The sequence below is a fragment of the Sulfuricaulis sp. genome (assembly GCF_041499725.1).
Classification (GTDB): domain Bacteria; phylum Pseudomonadota; class Gammaproteobacteria; order Acidiferrobacterales; family Sulfurifustaceae; genus Sulfuricaulis.
Map to the genome: position 1 here is coordinate 1 of NZ_JBGQKW010000020.1, position 14658 is coordinate 14658.

The 14658-nt window shown below is 60.1% G+C and carries 14 protein-coding genes; 6 read left to right on the forward strand and 8 right to left on the reverse strand.

Translation table 11 applies throughout. The features are described 5' to 3' along the window. The 4 genes from ACC569_RS05325 to dctP (ACC569_RS05340) form a co-directional block, all read right to left on the reverse strand. A partial coding sequence (locus ACC569_RS05325; protein WP_372522461.1) for a sulfite exporter TauE/SafE family protein occupies positions 1 to 519 on the reverse strand: 519 nt, incomplete at its 3' end. Between the two features lie 89 nt (positions 520 to 608). Beyond that, positions 609 to 1952, reverse strand: coding sequence for a TRAP transporter large permease (locus ACC569_RS05330; RefSeq protein ID WP_372522462.1), 1344 nt, complete (start codon positions 1950 to 1952; stop codon positions 609 to 611). Position 1953: 1 nt separating this feature from the next. Next, a complete protein-coding gene (locus ACC569_RS05335; protein WP_372522463.1) occupies positions 1954 to 2481 on the reverse strand; it encodes a TRAP transporter small permease subunit in 528 nt (175 codons plus the stop codon). A 61-nt stretch (positions 2482 to 2542) separates the two neighbouring features. Beyond that, a complete protein-coding gene (gene dctP, locus ACC569_RS05340) occupies positions 2543 to 3571 on the reverse strand; it encodes a TRAP transporter substrate-binding protein DctP (protein ID WP_372522464.1) in 1029 nt (342 codons plus the stop codon). Here dctP (ACC569_RS05340) and ACC569_RS05345 point away from each other — a divergent pair. After that, positions 3570 to 3704 (forward strand): hypothetical protein, encoded by a 135-nt coding sequence (locus ACC569_RS05345; RefSeq protein ID WP_372522465.1) that lies wholly within the window; start codon positions 3570 to 3572, stop codon positions 3702 to 3704. The two genes, dctP (ACC569_RS05340) and ACC569_RS05345, sit on opposite strands and share 2 nt — an antisense overlap. Positions 3705 to 3833: 129 nt before the next feature. Next, complete coding sequence (locus ACC569_RS05350; protein ID WP_372522466.1) at positions 3834 to 5357, forward strand: malonyl-CoA synthase; 1524 nt, start codon at positions 3834 to 3836, stop codon at positions 5355 to 5357. Positions 5358 to 5372: 15 nt separating this feature from the next. Here ACC569_RS05350 and ACC569_RS05355 read toward each other — a convergent pair whose 3' ends face one another. After that, a complete protein-coding gene (locus ACC569_RS05355; RefSeq protein ID WP_372522467.1) occupies positions 5373 to 5834 on the reverse strand; it encodes a phosphatidylglycerophosphatase A in 462 nt (153 codons plus the stop codon). Between the two features lie 17 nt (positions 5835 to 5851). Continuing rightward, on the reverse strand, positions 5852 to 7804 hold the full coding sequence (locus ACC569_RS05360; protein WP_372522468.1) for an ATP-dependent DNA helicase: 1953 nt from the start codon (positions 7802 to 7804) through the stop codon (positions 5852 to 5854). Positions 7805 to 7987: 183 nt separating this feature from the next. Here ACC569_RS05360 and ACC569_RS05365 point away from each other — a divergent pair, with 183 nt between their 5' ends. Genes ACC569_RS05365 through ACC569_RS05380 form a run of 4 tightly spaced genes read left to right on the forward strand, consistent with a single transcriptional unit; the run spans position 7988 to position 11632 of the window. Next, on the forward strand, positions 7988 to 8863 hold the full coding sequence (locus ACC569_RS05365; protein WP_372522469.1) for a TRAP transporter TatT component family protein: 876 nt from the start codon (positions 7988 to 7990) through the stop codon (positions 8861 to 8863). After that, positions 8860 to 9867, forward strand: a complete 1008-nt coding sequence (gene dctP, locus ACC569_RS05370; RefSeq protein WP_372522470.1) for a TRAP transporter substrate-binding protein DctP — start codon at positions 8860 to 8862, stop codon at positions 9865 to 9867. Before ACC569_RS05365 ends, dctP (ACC569_RS05370) begins: the two co-directional genes overlap by 4 nt. Further along, positions 9864 to 10376 (forward strand): TRAP transporter small permease, encoded by a 513-nt coding sequence (locus ACC569_RS05375; RefSeq protein WP_372522471.1) that lies wholly within the window; start codon positions 9864 to 9866, stop codon positions 10374 to 10376. Before dctP (ACC569_RS05370) ends, ACC569_RS05375 begins: the two co-directional genes overlap by 4 nt. Further along, positions 10373 to 11632, forward strand: a complete 1260-nt coding sequence (locus ACC569_RS05380) for a TRAP transporter large permease (protein WP_372522472.1) — start codon at positions 10373 to 10375, stop codon at positions 11630 to 11632. Before ACC569_RS05375 ends, ACC569_RS05380 begins: the two co-directional genes overlap by 4 nt. 52 nt (positions 11633 to 11684) lie before the next feature. Here the strand turns inward: ACC569_RS05380 and ACC569_RS05385 are convergent, their stop codons facing one another. Next, positions 11685 to 12206, reverse strand: coding sequence for a TlpA family protein disulfide reductase (locus ACC569_RS05385; RefSeq protein WP_372522473.1), 522 nt, complete (start codon positions 12204 to 12206; stop codon positions 11685 to 11687). Between the two features lie 118 nt (positions 12207 to 12324). Then, on the reverse strand, positions 12325 to 14634 hold the full coding sequence (locus tag ACC569_RS05390) for a hypothetical protein (RefSeq protein ID WP_372522474.1): 2310 nt from the start codon (positions 14632 to 14634) through the stop codon (positions 12325 to 12327). Positions 14635 to 14658 lie beyond the last annotated feature (24 nt).

Below are 14658 nucleotides of genomic sequence, written 5' to 3' on the forward strand. Positions count from 1 at the left end.
CGGCACGCCGTACCAGGTCATGAACGGCACCGACATCGAACCGCCGCCGATGCCGAAAAACGCCGACATCAGGCCGATGACCCCGCCGACCGCGCTCACCCCCGCCGCGCCCGGCAGGCGGCGGCGATGCGCCGACGTCGCCATGGTGCCGCGCGACATCTGCAGCGCCAGCAGGAACATGAACACCACAAACATGATGCGCAGGGTCCGGCCCGCGAGGACGTGCACGATGGCCACGCCCACGAAGCCGCCGACGATGATGCCAGGCGTAATGCTCTTGAAGATGGACCAGTTCACCGCGCCGCGGCGCTGGTGCGCCAGCACCGAGGAAACCGCGGTAAAAACAATCGTGGCCATCGAGGTGCCGAGCGCCGCCTGCATGATGACGTCGGGGCTGACGTGCTGAGCCTCGAACACCATGGCCAGCACCGGCACGATGAGCGCCCCGCCGCCGATACCAAGCAGGCCGGCCATGACCCCGGCCAGGCCGCCCATCACTAACAATGTGAGTGTTTCCATGAACCATCCGCCGGAACGTTTCCGTCCATCATGCGCTGCACGCTCATCCGTGTTTTCTGGAGCAGGACAAATGGCAGGACGCTTTGGTGCTATTTCCCGTACATGTGATCAGGCAGCCACATGACGATCTGCGGGAACACAGCCAGCAATACGATAGAGAGCACCATGATGACGATGAACGGAATCACACCATAGACGATCTGCTTGAACGTGATATCGGGGGCAATGCCGTTGATGACAAACAGGTTCAGTCCCACCGGTGGATGGATCAGGCCCATCTCCATGAGGATGGTCATGATGACGCCATACCAGATCAGATCAAAGCCGTGCGCCTGCAGTCCCGGCAGGATCACGGGCGTGACCATCAGAATGATCGCCACCGGCGGCAGGAAGAAGCCCAGCACCACCAGCAGCACGTTGACCCAGAACAGGTAGGCCCACTTGGACAGCGGCAGGCTCACGACCCACTCGGTGGCGCTCTGGGTGATGTGCAGATAGCTCATCACGTAGGTGAACAGGAAGGCGGTGGCGATGATCATCATGATCATGCAGCTCTCGCGCGCGGCGCCCGACAGGATGTCTTTCAGATCGCGCCAGCGGTACACGCCATACACCAGGGCCACCATGAGCAGGGCGCCGAGCGCGCCGATCCCGGCCACCTCCGAGGGCGTGGCCCAACCTCCGTACATGGCCGCCATCACCACGACAATGAGCGCCATGAACGGCATCAACCGCGGGATGGTTTCGAAACGCTCGCGCCAGCTGAAATGTTCTTCCGTCTGGGATAGCGCCGCCTGCGACGGACTCATCCCGGCCAGCGCCCGGCGCTTTTCGCGGACGCTGGCGTAAACCACCCACAGGGCGAAAAAAAACGCGAGCATGATGCCCGGCACCACGCCGGCCATGAACAACCGGCCGATGGATTGCTCGGTAATGATGCCGTAGATGATCAGTGTGATGCTCGGCGGAATCAGGATGCCGAGCGTACCGCCGGCGGCAATCAGCCCCGCGGCGAGCTCCGCCGAGTATCCGCGCTTGCGCATCTCGGGTATGCCCATGCTGCCGATGGCGGCGCAGGTGGCCGGACTCGATCCGCACATGGCGGCGAAGATGGCGCAACCGGTCACGTTCGCCACCCCGAGCCCTCCGGGCAGCCAGTACAGCCAACGATGTGTGGACTCGTAGAGATCGACGGCGGCGCGCGTTTTGCCGATGGCCGCGCCCATCAAAATGAACAGCGGGATGGCCAGCAGCGTGAAATTATTCAGCTCGCCATAGAGTGTTTGGGCCACCATTCCGATATTGGCCGACGGCATGAAGATGAACATGAACAGCAGTGCCACGCTACCGAGGGCGAAGGCGATCGGCACGCCGCTGAAAAACAGGAGAAATGCAGCGCCGATGTAGAGCAGGCCGATTTCGAACACGCCCATGCTATTCGCCCAGAACCTCGTGCCCGGCGGCCACGGTCGGACGCAACAAATCATCTCCGATCTGCAGCAGGATTTGCAGACTGAGCATGGTCATGCCCAGTCCCATGAGCGCATAGGGAATCCACTCCTTGGGGGCCCAGGTGGAACTGCTGACCCAGCCGCCCTCCCATGCCTGATAAAAATGTTTCCAGATATAAACCGTGATGAAGGCACAGAACAAGAGCGAGAGGATATCGCTCGCCAGACGGCGCCAACGGTTCCAGCGTGGCGGCAACAACCCGTCGAGGACCTCGATACCCACGTGGCCGCGTTTCATCTGGGTATTCGCCGCCGCCAGGAATGTCGAGCCGATCAGGAGAAAAATATTGAGTTCGAGGTTCCAGTCGTGCGGTTGACGGAAGACATAACGTGCCACCACTTCGAAGGAAATCGCCGCGGTGGAAGCGACAATCATCAACGCCGCCACGTAACCCAGCCATACGTTAAACCGTTTTACCACGGCGGCAAACAGATTCCAAAGCTTGAGCATGATCGGTTTCCCGCGGAACCCCATGTCGTTCCGGCGACATGGGGTTATCGGCCGGATTAGACTATTTAACTGTTTCCGCCATTTGCATCAGCTTCTTGCCGTCCTTGACGTTCTCCTCGAAGCTTTTCCAGGAGGTTTCCTTGGCAAGCTTGCGCCACATATTGAAGGTTTTCTCGTCCATGTCATGCACGGTCACGCCGGACTTGGCGTACACATCGGCCAGGGCCTTGTCGTCTTCCTTGGCGGCCTCCAGCGCGAACTTCTCGAGCGAGGCGCCGACCTCCATGACAATCTTCTGCTGCGCCGGCGTCAGAGCGTCGTAAGTTGCCTTGGACATCAGCAACGGTTCGAACATGAACCAGAAGGTCTTGTTGCGCGCCGTGGTTACGTGCTTGGTAAGCTCGTTGAGCCGGAAGCTCATGAGCGAGGCGCTGGAGGTCCAGACGCCATCGAGCAACCCGGACTGCATGGCGTTGTAAGTTTCGTCGGAAGGCACGTTGGCGATAGCGCCACCGGCGGCCTTGAGCAATTCGTCCATCGACTTGCCGGCGCCGCGCACCTTCAAGCCTTTGACGTCATCCGGCACCAGAATCGCCTTGTCGCGCGACGCGTTACCGCCGGCCTGCCAGACCCAGGTGATGATCTTGACGTTGTTCTTGTCCAGAACGTCGGTCAGCTCCTTCCCGATCGGCGCCTGCTTCCAGCGGTAGCCCTGCTCGTAGCTGGTAAGCAGCGCCGGCATCAGGGTGATGTTCACCTCCGGAATCTTGCCGCCGGAATAGGCGAGCGGATAGATCGTCATGTCCAAGGCGCCGACCGAGAGCGCGTCGAGCTGCTGCATCGTCTTGACCAGCGAGCCGCCTGGATAAATCTCGAACTTCAGCTGCCCGTTGGTGCGCTTTTCGACTTCCTGGGCGAACTTGCGCACCAGACGGTCGCGGAAGTCGCCCTTGTCGATCGTGCCGCCCGGAAACTGGTGGGATATCTTGATTACCTTGGCATCCGCCGCCTGCGCCATGGGCGACAGGCCACACCACAGCAGGCCGGCGATAACCGGTGCCAGTGCAAGGAACGGCAATTTTATTTTCATGATCATCCTCCGTCGTCAAGATTTTATGGAAACGGCCTGCGACGAGAAGCTCGGTGATCTCGCGGAGGTCGCGGTTGTATCCGATACCGGATCCGCGCCTGTCTGTTCCGACACCGCGCCGACCCCGGACTGAGTCTGCTTTGATCTGTTATACGGCAACGGCTTGTGTATAAACCGTCTGCCGGACCCCGAATCGGGTTATTATTCACGAATGGACATCAGGGATTATTCTTAGCGGGCGGAAGCCCGTCAAGCACAATCGATGACCGTGTACGAAAACATCTACTCGCTCTTTGCCGGGCGTTTCCCGTCTGACCAACGGGCGCCTTTCATCGAAACATCCGCGGGCGGCCATTACAGCTACGCCGATCTCGAACGCGAAAGCGCGCGCTACGCGCGCTTTCTGACGGGCCTGGGACTCCAGCCGGGCGACCGCGTCGCGGTGCAGATCGAGAAATCGCCGGCGGCGGTGTTTCTCTATCTCGGCTGCCTGCGCGCGGGCCTGATCTATCTCCCGCTCAACCCGGCCTATCGCGCCGCCGAAATCGAATATTATCTCGACGACGCCGCGCCGGGCGCGGTGGTCTGCCGCCCGTCCGATCTCTCCGGCATGCGTGAACTGGCCGGGCCGCGCGGACTGAAGCACGTCTACACGCTCGATGCCGACGGCCAAGGCACGCTCACCGGGGAATCCCGATCGCTCGGTGACGAGTTCGACACCCGCCGTGTTTCGCCCGACGCTACCGCCGTCCTGCTCTACACCTCCGGCACCACCGGCCGGCCGAAAGGCGCGATGCTCACGCACGGCAACCTTGCCGCGAACGCCCTCGCCTTGCACCAGGCCTGGGGCTGGCGTCCGGACGACGTGCTGCTCCATGCCCTGCCGCTGTTTCACATCCACGGCCTGTTCGTGGCCTGCCACTGCGTGCTGCTCAACGGCACGAAAATGATTTTGCTGCCGAAATTCGACGTGCCCGCGATCATGCGGTTGTTGCCCAAGGCCACCGTGTTCATGGGCGTGCCGACCTTCTATACGCGCCTGCTGGCCGACCCCGCCTTCGGCCGCGACGTCTGCGGTCACATGCGACTGTTCGTCTCCGGCTCCGCGCCGCTGTTGCCGCAAACCTTCGACGAATTCCAGCAACGCACCGGACACACGATCCTCGAGCGCTATGGCATGACCGAAACCGGGATGAATACCTCGAATCCGCTCGACGGCCCGCGCCGCCCGGGAACGGTCGGCAAACCCTTGCCAGGCGTGTCGGTACGCATCGTAAACGATAAGGATCGACCGCTTCAGATCGGCGCGGTGGGACAATTGCAGGTCAAAGGCGACGGCGTATTCAAGGGATATTGGCGCATGCCGCAGAAGACGGCGGAGGATTTCACCTCCGACGGTTATTTCCGCACCGGCGATCTCGCCCGTCTCGACGGTGACGGTTACGTTTCGATTGTCGGCCGCGCCAAGGATCTCATCATCACCGGCGGGCTCAACGTGTATCCGAAAGAGATCGAGGCCTGTATCGAAAAGCTCGATGGCGTGGTCGAATCCGCCGTCATCGGCGCGCCGCATTCGGACTTCGGCGAAGCCGTGGTGGCCGTGGTGGTGCGAGCGCCGGGGCGCGAGGACGTGACGGAAGCCGGCCTGCTCACCGCGCTCAAGCGGCTGATCGCGGGCTACAAGGTGCCGAAGCGCGTGTTCTTCGTGCCGGAACTGCCGCGCAACACCATGGGAAAAGTCCAGAAGAACCTGCTGCGCGAGCGCTACGCCACGCTATCGGAATAGTCGCCGTCCATCGAATCAGGCGGTATGAAAATAGAAAAATCCCTGCAATACCAGCCAGGCGTATACCGCCGCGAGGGCGTCGTCGAACATATTGCCAAATCCACCACGGATTCGGCGTTCGAGCTGACGGATAGGGAACGGTTTCCAGATATCGAACAGGCGGAACAGGAAAAATCCCAGCACGATCCATTTCCATCCGGCCGGCGCCATGAACATGGTAATTAGGTATCCGACGATTTCGTCCCACACGATGCCGGGATGGTCGTGCGCGCCCAGGTCCTGCTCCGTCACGTGACACAACCACACGCCGAAAGCGAACATGGCCGCGACAATTCCGGCATAAACCGGGAGCGGGGCATGACGCAGAAACATATATATAGGTATGGCCATCAGCGTCCCGAAGGTGCCCGGTGCCACGGGCGCCTTGCCGCTTCCGAAGCCGAAGGCCAGAAAATGCACGAACCGGCGCCAAGGCACGGATGGCGCCCCCGCCGTCATGCCTGCGACACCTTCTGTCTCGCCTTGCGCCTGGAAGGATCGCGGCCGAAGAATTGTTCCACGTCCTCCAGGCGTTTCGTCACCGGCATCGGCGGCAGGCTCGCGAGAAAAATCCGTCCGTAACCCTTGCTGAGCAGGCGCGGGTCGCACAGCATCAGCACGCCGCGATCGTTTTCGTCCCGGATCAGGCGGCCGACGCCCTGCTTCAGCGCAATCACGGCCTCGGGCAGCTGATACTCCATGAACGGGCTGCGCCCGGCCTGTTCCATCGCGCCGGCGCGCGCCTGCAGCACCGGATCGTCGGGCGAGGCGAACGGCAGTTTGTCGATGATGACGCAGGACAGCGCCTCGCCGCGCACGTCCACTCCTTCCCAGAAGCTGCCGGTGCCGAGCAGCACGGCGTTACCGGCGGCGCGGAAACGCCGGAGCAGTTCCGAGCGCGGCGCGTCGCCCTGCACCAGCAAGGGATAATCCAGCACGTCGCGCAATGTTACGGCGGCAAGCCTGAGCGCGCGGTGGCTGGTGAACAACAGGAACGCGCGGCCGCGGCTGGCGCGCAGCACCGGCAGCGCCGCATCGATCACGCGATCCGTGTAATCCGGCGCGGACGGTACGGGCAGGCCGGGCGGGATATACAGCATCGTCTGACTCGCGTAATCGAACGGGCTGTCCCACAAACCGGTCTCGGCCTCTTCGAGACCGAGTTGCGCCTGGAAGTAATCAAAACTTTTATTGATCGCCAGCGTGGCGGAGGTGAATATCCAGGCTTTCTTGCCGGCGCTGGCGTATTGCCTGAACGCGGCGGCGATATCGAGCGGCGTGAGATACAGCGTGAAGCTGCGCGTGGTCGTCTCGAACCAGGCGACGAAATCCGCCGGCGTGTTCTCGCTGATCGTCAGCAGCCGGTCCAGCATATCCGACGCACGCCGCGCGCAATTGGCCAGTCCCTGCCCTTTGGCCGCGGCCGCATCGAGTACCGTCGAGAGATTGGTCAGCCGCGTTTTCAGTCCTGCCAGCGCCGCATGAATGGCCTTGGCATTTTCCAGCTTGCTCCAGGAGTCGCGGCGCGGTTCGACGCCAAATGCCAGACGAAAATCGGCGGCGGCCTTCTCCAGCGATTGCGCGGTGGACGGCAGCTCGCGTATTCCGCTGTGCTCCTTAATGTCCTCGGCGATCGCATCGCGGCACAGACTCGACAGCTGATGGCCGCTGAGGGACAGGCCGAAAAAGTTCGAGGCCACTTCCGCCAATTGATGCGCCTCATCGAAGATCACGGCCTCGACGCCGGGCAGCAATTGGCCGAAACCTTCCTCGCGCAGCGCCAGATCGGCGAAAAACAGATGATGGTTGACGACCACCACGTCGGCGGCCAGTGCCTCGCGGCGCGCGCGGTTGACAAAACATTCCTCATAATAGGAACAATCCCCGCCGAGACAATTGTCCGCGGTCGACGTCACCTGCGACCAGAGATCGGAATCCTCGGGAATGCCGCTGACCTCGGCGATATCGCCGGATTTCGTGCTGCCGGCCCATTCGCGGATGCGCACCAGGTTCGACTGCTCGCGCTTGCCGGTAAAGCGCGCTTCCGTTTCAGTGCGGTCCAGATGGTGCCGGCAGAGATAATTGGCCCGCCCCTTGAGCAGCGCCGTGGTCACGGGCACCGCCAGGGCATCGCGAATAATAGGAAGGTCGCGGTGATAGAGCTGATCCTGGAGGTGGCGCGTGCCGGTCGATATCAGAATCTTTTTCCCGGACAGCAGCGCCGGAACGAGATAGGCGAAGGTTTTGCCGGTTCCCGTGCCCGACTCGGCGATGAAAACGGAATAATCCGCCAGCGCCTGCTCGATGCGCGCCGCCATCTCCTGCTGGGCGAGGCGGGGCGTGAAGCCTTCCAGGCGTCCCGTCAGCGGCCCGTTGGAATCAAGAATGTCTTTGCTGTTAACTGGCATTGTATAATGACAAGACGAACGAGCGCAGCGAGTAGGGATTCGTGTCAGGGCTTCCTTGAATGACCTTTCGCTTCTTGCGCCAGGCCCGCCCCGGCGATAGGCTTGGAAGCATACAATAAATCATTGTGTATCCCCAACATGCCACACACGCCGAAATCCCTGCCGCGATCCAAGACAGCACTCATGTCGATACCGCGTAAACTGGCAAGGGCGACAATCTGTCTGTGCGGTGCCCTGCTCGGCGCCTGTTCCATGGGCCAAATGGTGGCGCGTTCCTCCCTGCCCATCATCGAAAGCGGCAACGTCGCAATGAACCGGGAAACGGATCTCGACCTCGCCCGCGCGGCCATTCCCGCCAACCTGAAGCTGGTCGAAGGATTGATACAGGAGCTTCCCGACAACGCCGATTTGCGCCTCCAGGCGGCGCAGGGTTTTTACGGTTATGCCTACGGTTTTGTCGAGGACGAAGACAACCGGCGCGCCTCCGGACTGTACCGCCGGGGATGGGAACACGCGCGGCAGGCGCTCGCCGCCTCGGGATTTCAGGGTGACCTCGCCGCCATGACGACAGAGGAGCTCAAGCGACAACTCGCCGGGCTCAGCCGCCGCGCCGTGCCGGCCCTGTTCTGGTCGGCCTCCTGCTGGGCCAAGTGGATCGACATGAACCGCAACGACCCGGCGCGCATCGCCGACATGGGCAAGGCGGCGGAACTGATGGAACGCGTGCTCGCACTCGATGAAAATTACTACCACGGAGGCGCGCATCTGTTTTTCGGTGTGTACTACGGCGCACGGCCGCCGATGCTGGGCGGAGACTTCGAGCGTTCCGCGAAACATTTCGAAAAGGCGCGGGCTATCACGCATGGCAAGCTGCTGCTCGTCGACATGTTGCAGGCGGAGTATCTCGCGCATCAGCTGCTCGATCGCAAACAGTTCCATGAGCGATTGATCGCCGTTGTCAACGCACCGTCGGACATTTATCCCGAGATGGCGCTCGTCAACGCCATCGCGCAACAAAAGGCTGGGAGACTGCTCGCCAAAGAAGAGGAGTGGTTTTGAAAAAACTTTTTGCAGTTTTCCTGCTTCTCTTCCTGTTCCCGGATGCCCACGCCGAGGAAGCTTATGTGCTCAAGTTCGCCACCCTCGCCCCGCAAGGCTCCACGTGGATGAACATCATCACGGACTGGGCGAACAAGGTGGAAAAGGAGAGCCAGGGCAGGCTCAAGTTCAAGCTGTACGGCGGAGGCGTGTCGGGCGACGAGCCCGACGTGCTGCGCAAAATCCGCTTTGGACAACTTCACGGCGGTGCGATGACCGGTCACGGCATCGGCTACATCTATTCACCGACACGAGTACTGGAAATTCCATTTCTGTTTAGCAGTTACGATGAGGTTGATCACGTCCGCGCCCAACTCATGCCGGAAATTCGCGAGGGATTTCACCAGAATGGTTTTGAACTGCTGGGCTGGATGGAAGTGGGATTCATACAATTGTTCTCGCGCGCGCCCATTTACTCCATCGACGACATGAAAAAAAGCCGTATATGGCTGTGGCAGGGTGACCCGCTCGGCACGGCTTTCTTCGAGGCCAGCGGCCTCTCTCCCGTGCCCTTACCGATTACGGAAGTCTTCACCAGTCTCTCGACCGGACTGATCGACACCACCATTGCGCCACCACTGGGTGCGATCGCCCTGCAATGGTTCACCAAGACACCTTACATGACCAGCATGCCGGTCATGGACGGCATCGGTGGCCTGATCGTGTCGCGCAAATTTTTCGATGGTTTGCCCAATGACCTCCAGAAACTGTTGCGCCGTACCGGCGAGGAGGCCGGCGCCCGTCTGCTCGTGGAAACACGCCGGGACAATGAAAAAAGTCTTGCGGTGCTGAAGCAGCACGGGGTCACTTTCACCAGCGAGTGGAAGGACAAGGACTCGGATCTCTACGACCTGCGCGATCGCGCCGCCGCGATACTCGCCAAGGATGGCTATATCCCGGCACCGCTCTATGAGAAAGCGCGCAAATCGCTCAACGATTATCGCGCGCACAAAGGCAAGAAGTGACCGACCAAGCCGAACTCTACCGACGAAACCGCACCTGGAAGGCCAAGCTCGAGTTCTACCTGACAAACGCGGAAAGCATCGTCGCCACGGCAGGGCTGGTGCTGCTGCTCGTTCTGTCGCTGGCTGAGATCGGTGCACGTAATTTCTTCCACACCGCCATTCCTGGCGCGGATATTCTCGATCGCTATCTGGTGCTTTGGGTGAGCTTTCTCGGAGCCGTGCTGGCCGTGCGCGAACGTCACATCAAAATCGATGCCGTGGCGGTATGGTTTCCCGAGGCTTGGCGGCGAATGCTGGAGCGTCCGATATACGTCTTTTCCTCCGTGGTATGCGGTTTCCTGTTCTGGGCGGCGCTACGGTTCTGGTGGGAGGAATGGGCTCACGCCGCCGCCGCGGAGAAATGGGTGGCGGCGCTCGCTGTGATCATCCCCTTAAGCTTCTTTCTCCTCACTGCCCAATTCGCGATCCGTTTCATAATCGGACCGCGCTCTTCAAAACGCGCCTTATGACATTCACCGTCGTTGCATTGCTTATCGCTGTTGCGGCACTGGGTGTCCCGTTGTTTGTCGTGCTCGGCGCCGGCAGTCTGTACGCCGCGCATTCCTCGGGGCTCGATCCGGCGGTGCTTGTAGCGGAGATGATGCGCCTGGCCTCCTCGCCTAACCTCATGGCCATCCCGCTTTTCACGCTCGCCGGCGTGGCCTTGTCGCGCGGTGGCGCGCCCGAGCGACTGCTGCAGGTATTCAACGCGGGGTTTGGCTGGATGCCGGGAGGACTGGCCATTGTGGCGCTCACCGCGTGCGCGTTCTTCACGGCATTTTCCGGCGCTTCCGGCGTCACCATACTCGCGCTCGGCGGCCTGCTTTACCCGATTCTGCTCGGTGAAAATTACTCCAAGAATTTCTCGCTGGGATTGCTTACCTCCTCGGGCTCGCTCGGCCTGCTGTTTCCCCCCAGCCTCGTGATCCTGCTCTACGGGATCGTGGCGGGTGTCAGCATCGAACAACTTTTCATGGCGGGACTCGTTCCAGGCTTGCTGCTGTTGGCCATGCTGGCGGTCTACAGCGCCGTCGTCTCACGGCATATCGGAATTTCACCACGGCCGTTTTCGTTACCGGTGCTCTTCTCCGCCCTACGGACCAGCATGTGGGATCTGCTGCTGCCCGTCGGTATCGTCGTCGGCCTGTTCGGCGGATATGTCACCGCCACCGAGGCGGCTAGCTGCTCGGCAGCTTACGCGCTGCTGCTCGAGACCGTAATTCACCGCCGTCTCGGCTCGATCTCGCAGTTTTACGAAATTTTCCGCGAAACAATCGTCCTGGTGGGCAGCGTGCTGATCATTCTGGGTATAGCGCTCGGTTTCACCAACCTGCTGATCGATGCGCAGATCCCGATGAAGATACTGGAGTCGCTCGAACAAGGGGTATCCAGCCAATTACAGTTCCTGCTGCTGCTCAACCTCTTTCTGCTGGTGGTCGGCTGTATGATGGACATCTTTTCCGCCACCATCGTGGTGGTGCCGCTTATCCTTCCGCTGGCCCAACGCTTTGGGGTGGATCCCGTGCACCTCGGCATCGTGTTTCTGGCGAACCTGGAAATCGGCTACCTTACCCCGCCCGTGGGCATCAACCTGTTCCTCGCCAGCCAGCGCTTCAAGGAACCGATGCTGAACCTTTTCCGGGCTTCCCTGCCTTTTCTACTTATCATGCTGATTTGGCTGGTGCTGGTCACTTATCTTCCGTATCTGTCACTGTGGTGGAAGTAGTTCTAAGCAGTTCGTTGCTGGAATGAGTAAATTAATTATTATGGGGGATCGCCTAATGAATTTTGGTGTTGAGCTTTGTCGAGGGTGCGTTCGCCTTGCCGGCCTCGGTCTTGCGCTTGATGAAGGCTTCGAGGTCGGCGGCCGTGACGGCACCCGCTTGGTGCGCCACGAGTTCACCGGCCGGAGAGATGATAAACGTGGTAGGCAACATGATAATGACACCGAAGGGGGTGACTTGCTGCGATGGGTCTGACCGCAAGACCGGATAGCTCATGGACATGCTGTCCATGAAGTCTTTCAGCCACGACAGGGAGATGTCCTCAAAGTCCACGCCCAGGACGACGGCGTCGTGATCCTTGTGCTTTTCGTGAAACTTCGTGAGCTGCGGAATCTCTTTAATGCAGGGTGGGCATGAGGTCGCCCAGTAATTGACGACCACCCACTTTCCGGCGTATTGCGACAAGGTGTGAACCTTGCCTTGGGTATCCGACAGCGAAAAGGCAATCTTTCCTTCCGCCATCGCCGTCATCACGGGCGCCACGGAAAGCAGCCACACTATAATAAGTCGTTTCATTTCGGTCTCTGCCTCAGCAGAACGTAATCCAGATTACTCCCGCCTTGCTATCGTGTCGAAGGCCGGCTGTCCGTGGGCCATGCCGGCAAATAGGTCGCATCCGTATCTGCGGCGACCACTATCGCAGCATGTGCTGGAACACGACGGCTTTATCATAGTTATTCCAGGTCGGCCCTTTCTTGCCGATCAGATCCTGGTAGCGAGAGGGCACACCGTATTTGTTGACCGAATGGCAGGCCGCACACTTCACCGGCCCATGCGAACCATCGGGATTCAACAGCGCCGCTTGCTGATAGCTGGAAATATCTACTTCCGGATTGACGGGATAAAGACCGTGAGTCGATTCATGGCAGCCCTGGCAGGTAATTCCCGCGTGCCCCTTGGAGTGGCGCATGAGCGCATATTTGCCGGGCTGGTCGAGGGGGAAGGCGCCGCCGCCCATGCTTTCGACAAAGGGCGGTTGATGGCAGTCGGCACAGTGAGGTTCACCGGCCGCCAGCCAGTAATCCTTTCCGTGTGTAGCCACGGCATAAGACGCCGCCACGCCAGCGGTGCCATTCGGGTCTTTGTCCACAAGAATGACGGACCGATCACCATCTTCGTCGGGCGCTGTCAGAACCGGTTTCCCCTGCTCATCGACCTTGATCCTGGCGATGGCGGCAATGGTCTGCCCGGTGCGATCCCAGGTTCGGTAGACGCCGCTGGAAACATCTTCTCCCTGCATCGGGCTTTTGGGATTGAGATAATCCCTTTTCAGCTGTTCCACCGAGACGCCCAGTGAAGCGGCGATCGGCGCCAGCGGCTGGTTGCGAAGCGTCTGGCCGGTCTGCGTCACTGCGTCAGTGAGATGATCCGCCTTGTACAATTCGCGCGACAGCATGTTATGACAGTTGGTGCAATATAAGCCCTTGTCTTTTCCCTTGGTGTTCATCACCTCGGAAAGCAGCGCATTACCCACGGCGTTGAGATAACTCGGTGTCTCGGCCCCGTCCTGGTTCCGTTGGGAATTTCCATGCACGTCGCGGCGGGTGAAACAGCCTTTGGCGTCGCGAACGTCTCCGGAAGCGAACTGGTTCTTTCCGTCCAGCGTCAACGGGAAATCATTCATGGTACGGTCGCTGCGGTGCGCCGGATGACAGAGCTGGCAACCGCCGGCAAAGCCCAGGCTATCCGGGAGCGGATTGTGGCGTTGATGGCTCTTGTGAATCGCTTCGGTCAACGGCGAGATCAGGTGTTCGGGATCGGGCAGCCGGGGATGATTCGGCTGGATGTCATTTTTTTCCATGGCCCCCGCCTTGCGGGAAAACAGCCGACCGATAATGTTGTCGGCGTGGCACTCCTGGCACAGGACGGTATCCCGCCCGAGCCGCGTATAGGTGATCGGACTCGCGGGCCACTTTGCCAGAAAGTTCGTGCCGTGGTGGTCGTCATGAATCTCCATGATGGAAACCGCCGCGGCCTTGATCTGCGCGTAATATTCACCGGTGCCCCGGATCCCTTTCCAGAAATCGTGCTCTTCCTTGTATTTAAGATATTTCGTTCCGTTGGCGCGTTCGTTCGAATGGCAGCGTGTACAGTTGGGCACATCGATGGGATTCACGCCGAAAAACCGGACGACCTGGCCCGAGGAGTCGATCACGGGCTCGTGCGTCTTGGCATCCACCAGCGTCACCACGGATTTCTGGAACGGCTGATACATGGTCTCATCCAACATGGTCAGCGCCGTGAATTGATCGTTAAACGGCGTGAGCGGCAGCCCGAGGGCCTCCCAGATCCCCGGACCCGTCAAAGTCACCGGCACATTTTCCATGACAGGTGAATCAGTGAAGACCACGGTCCCCGTCGCACCGGAATAACGGAGAAAACCCTTGCCGACATGCTGGCCCGTCGGCCCCTGGTTGATCTTGATCGGAGTATCGAGCCCGACATGGAGTTTCTTGGCATTGGCCGTGGTGTTCTCGGGATTGGACCCATTGAGATCCTTATATATATAGAGGCTGCTGAACTCGTAGTCGGGAAGCTGTCTGCCCTTGTATCCAACGTTCCAGTAGGCGAGTTTCTTGGAATATGAATAGGTGTTGGGGATCCCTTCGGGGTCTTCATGGGTGTAGGCAAGTTTGAAGCGCTTCTCGCCGTCCACCAGCACCTCGGGGTCATTGGGGTCGGAGCCGAGCAGTGCCGGTTTATTCCCTTTTCTTTCGGTTGTCACAACCTGGGCGAGGATCGAATTGTACGGAGGGAGGATGCAACAGTAGGAGAAGTCAAAACCCGTGCAGTGCATTCCCAGTTCGTAATTGATGAGGATCACGTAGTCTCTGGGAGGAGTTGTGTCGCGGTGGAACAGATCACTCAGTCCGGCATGGGTCTCACCGGCAAAAAGAAGCAAGAACAACACCCACGATGCGCCACGGATCGTACGGCAATTCATCAGTTCACCATTCATCCTCCCTGA

Bases quoted from the DNA above. Each gene is read 5' to 3' on its own strand.
- ACC569_RS05330 (WP_372522462.1), bottom strand. From the start codon at position 1,952: ATGGGCGTGTTCGAAATCGGCCTGCTCTACATCGGCGCTGCATTTCTC.
- ACC569_RS05385 (WP_372522473.1), bottom strand. From the start codon at position 12,206: ATGAAACGACTTATTATAGTGTGGCTGCTTTCCGTGGCGCCCGTGATG.
- ACC569_RS05390 (WP_372522474.1), bottom strand. From the start codon at position 14,634: ATGAATTGCCGTACGATCCGTGGCGCATCGTGGGTGTTGTTCTTGCTT.
- ACC569_RS05380 (WP_372522472.1), top strand. From the start codon at position 10,373: ATGACATTCACCGTCGTTGCATTGCTTATCGCTGTTGCGGCACTGGGT.
- ACC569_RS05360 (WP_372522468.1), bottom strand. From the start codon at position 7,804: ATGCCAGTTAACAGCAAAGACATTCTTGATTCCAACGGGCCGCTGACG.
- ACC569_RS05350 (WP_372522466.1), top strand. From the start codon at position 3,834: ATGACCGTGTACGAAAACATCTACTCGCTCTTTGCCGGGCGTTTCCCG.
- dctP (WP_372522464.1), bottom strand. From the start codon at position 3,571: ATGAAAATAAAATTGCCGTTCCTTGCACTGGCACCGGTTATCGCCGGC.
- ACC569_RS05345 (WP_372522465.1), top strand. From the start codon at position 3,570: ATGATCATCCTCCGTCGTCAAGATTTTATGGAAACGGCCTGCGACGAG.
- ACC569_RS05365 (WP_372522469.1), top strand. From the start codon at position 7,988: ATGTCGATACCGCGTAAACTGGCAAGGGCGACAATCTGTCTGTGCGGT.
- ACC569_RS05335 (WP_372522463.1), bottom strand. From the start codon at position 2,481: ATGCTCAAGCTTTGGAATCTGTTTGCCGCCGTGGTAAAACGGTTTAAC.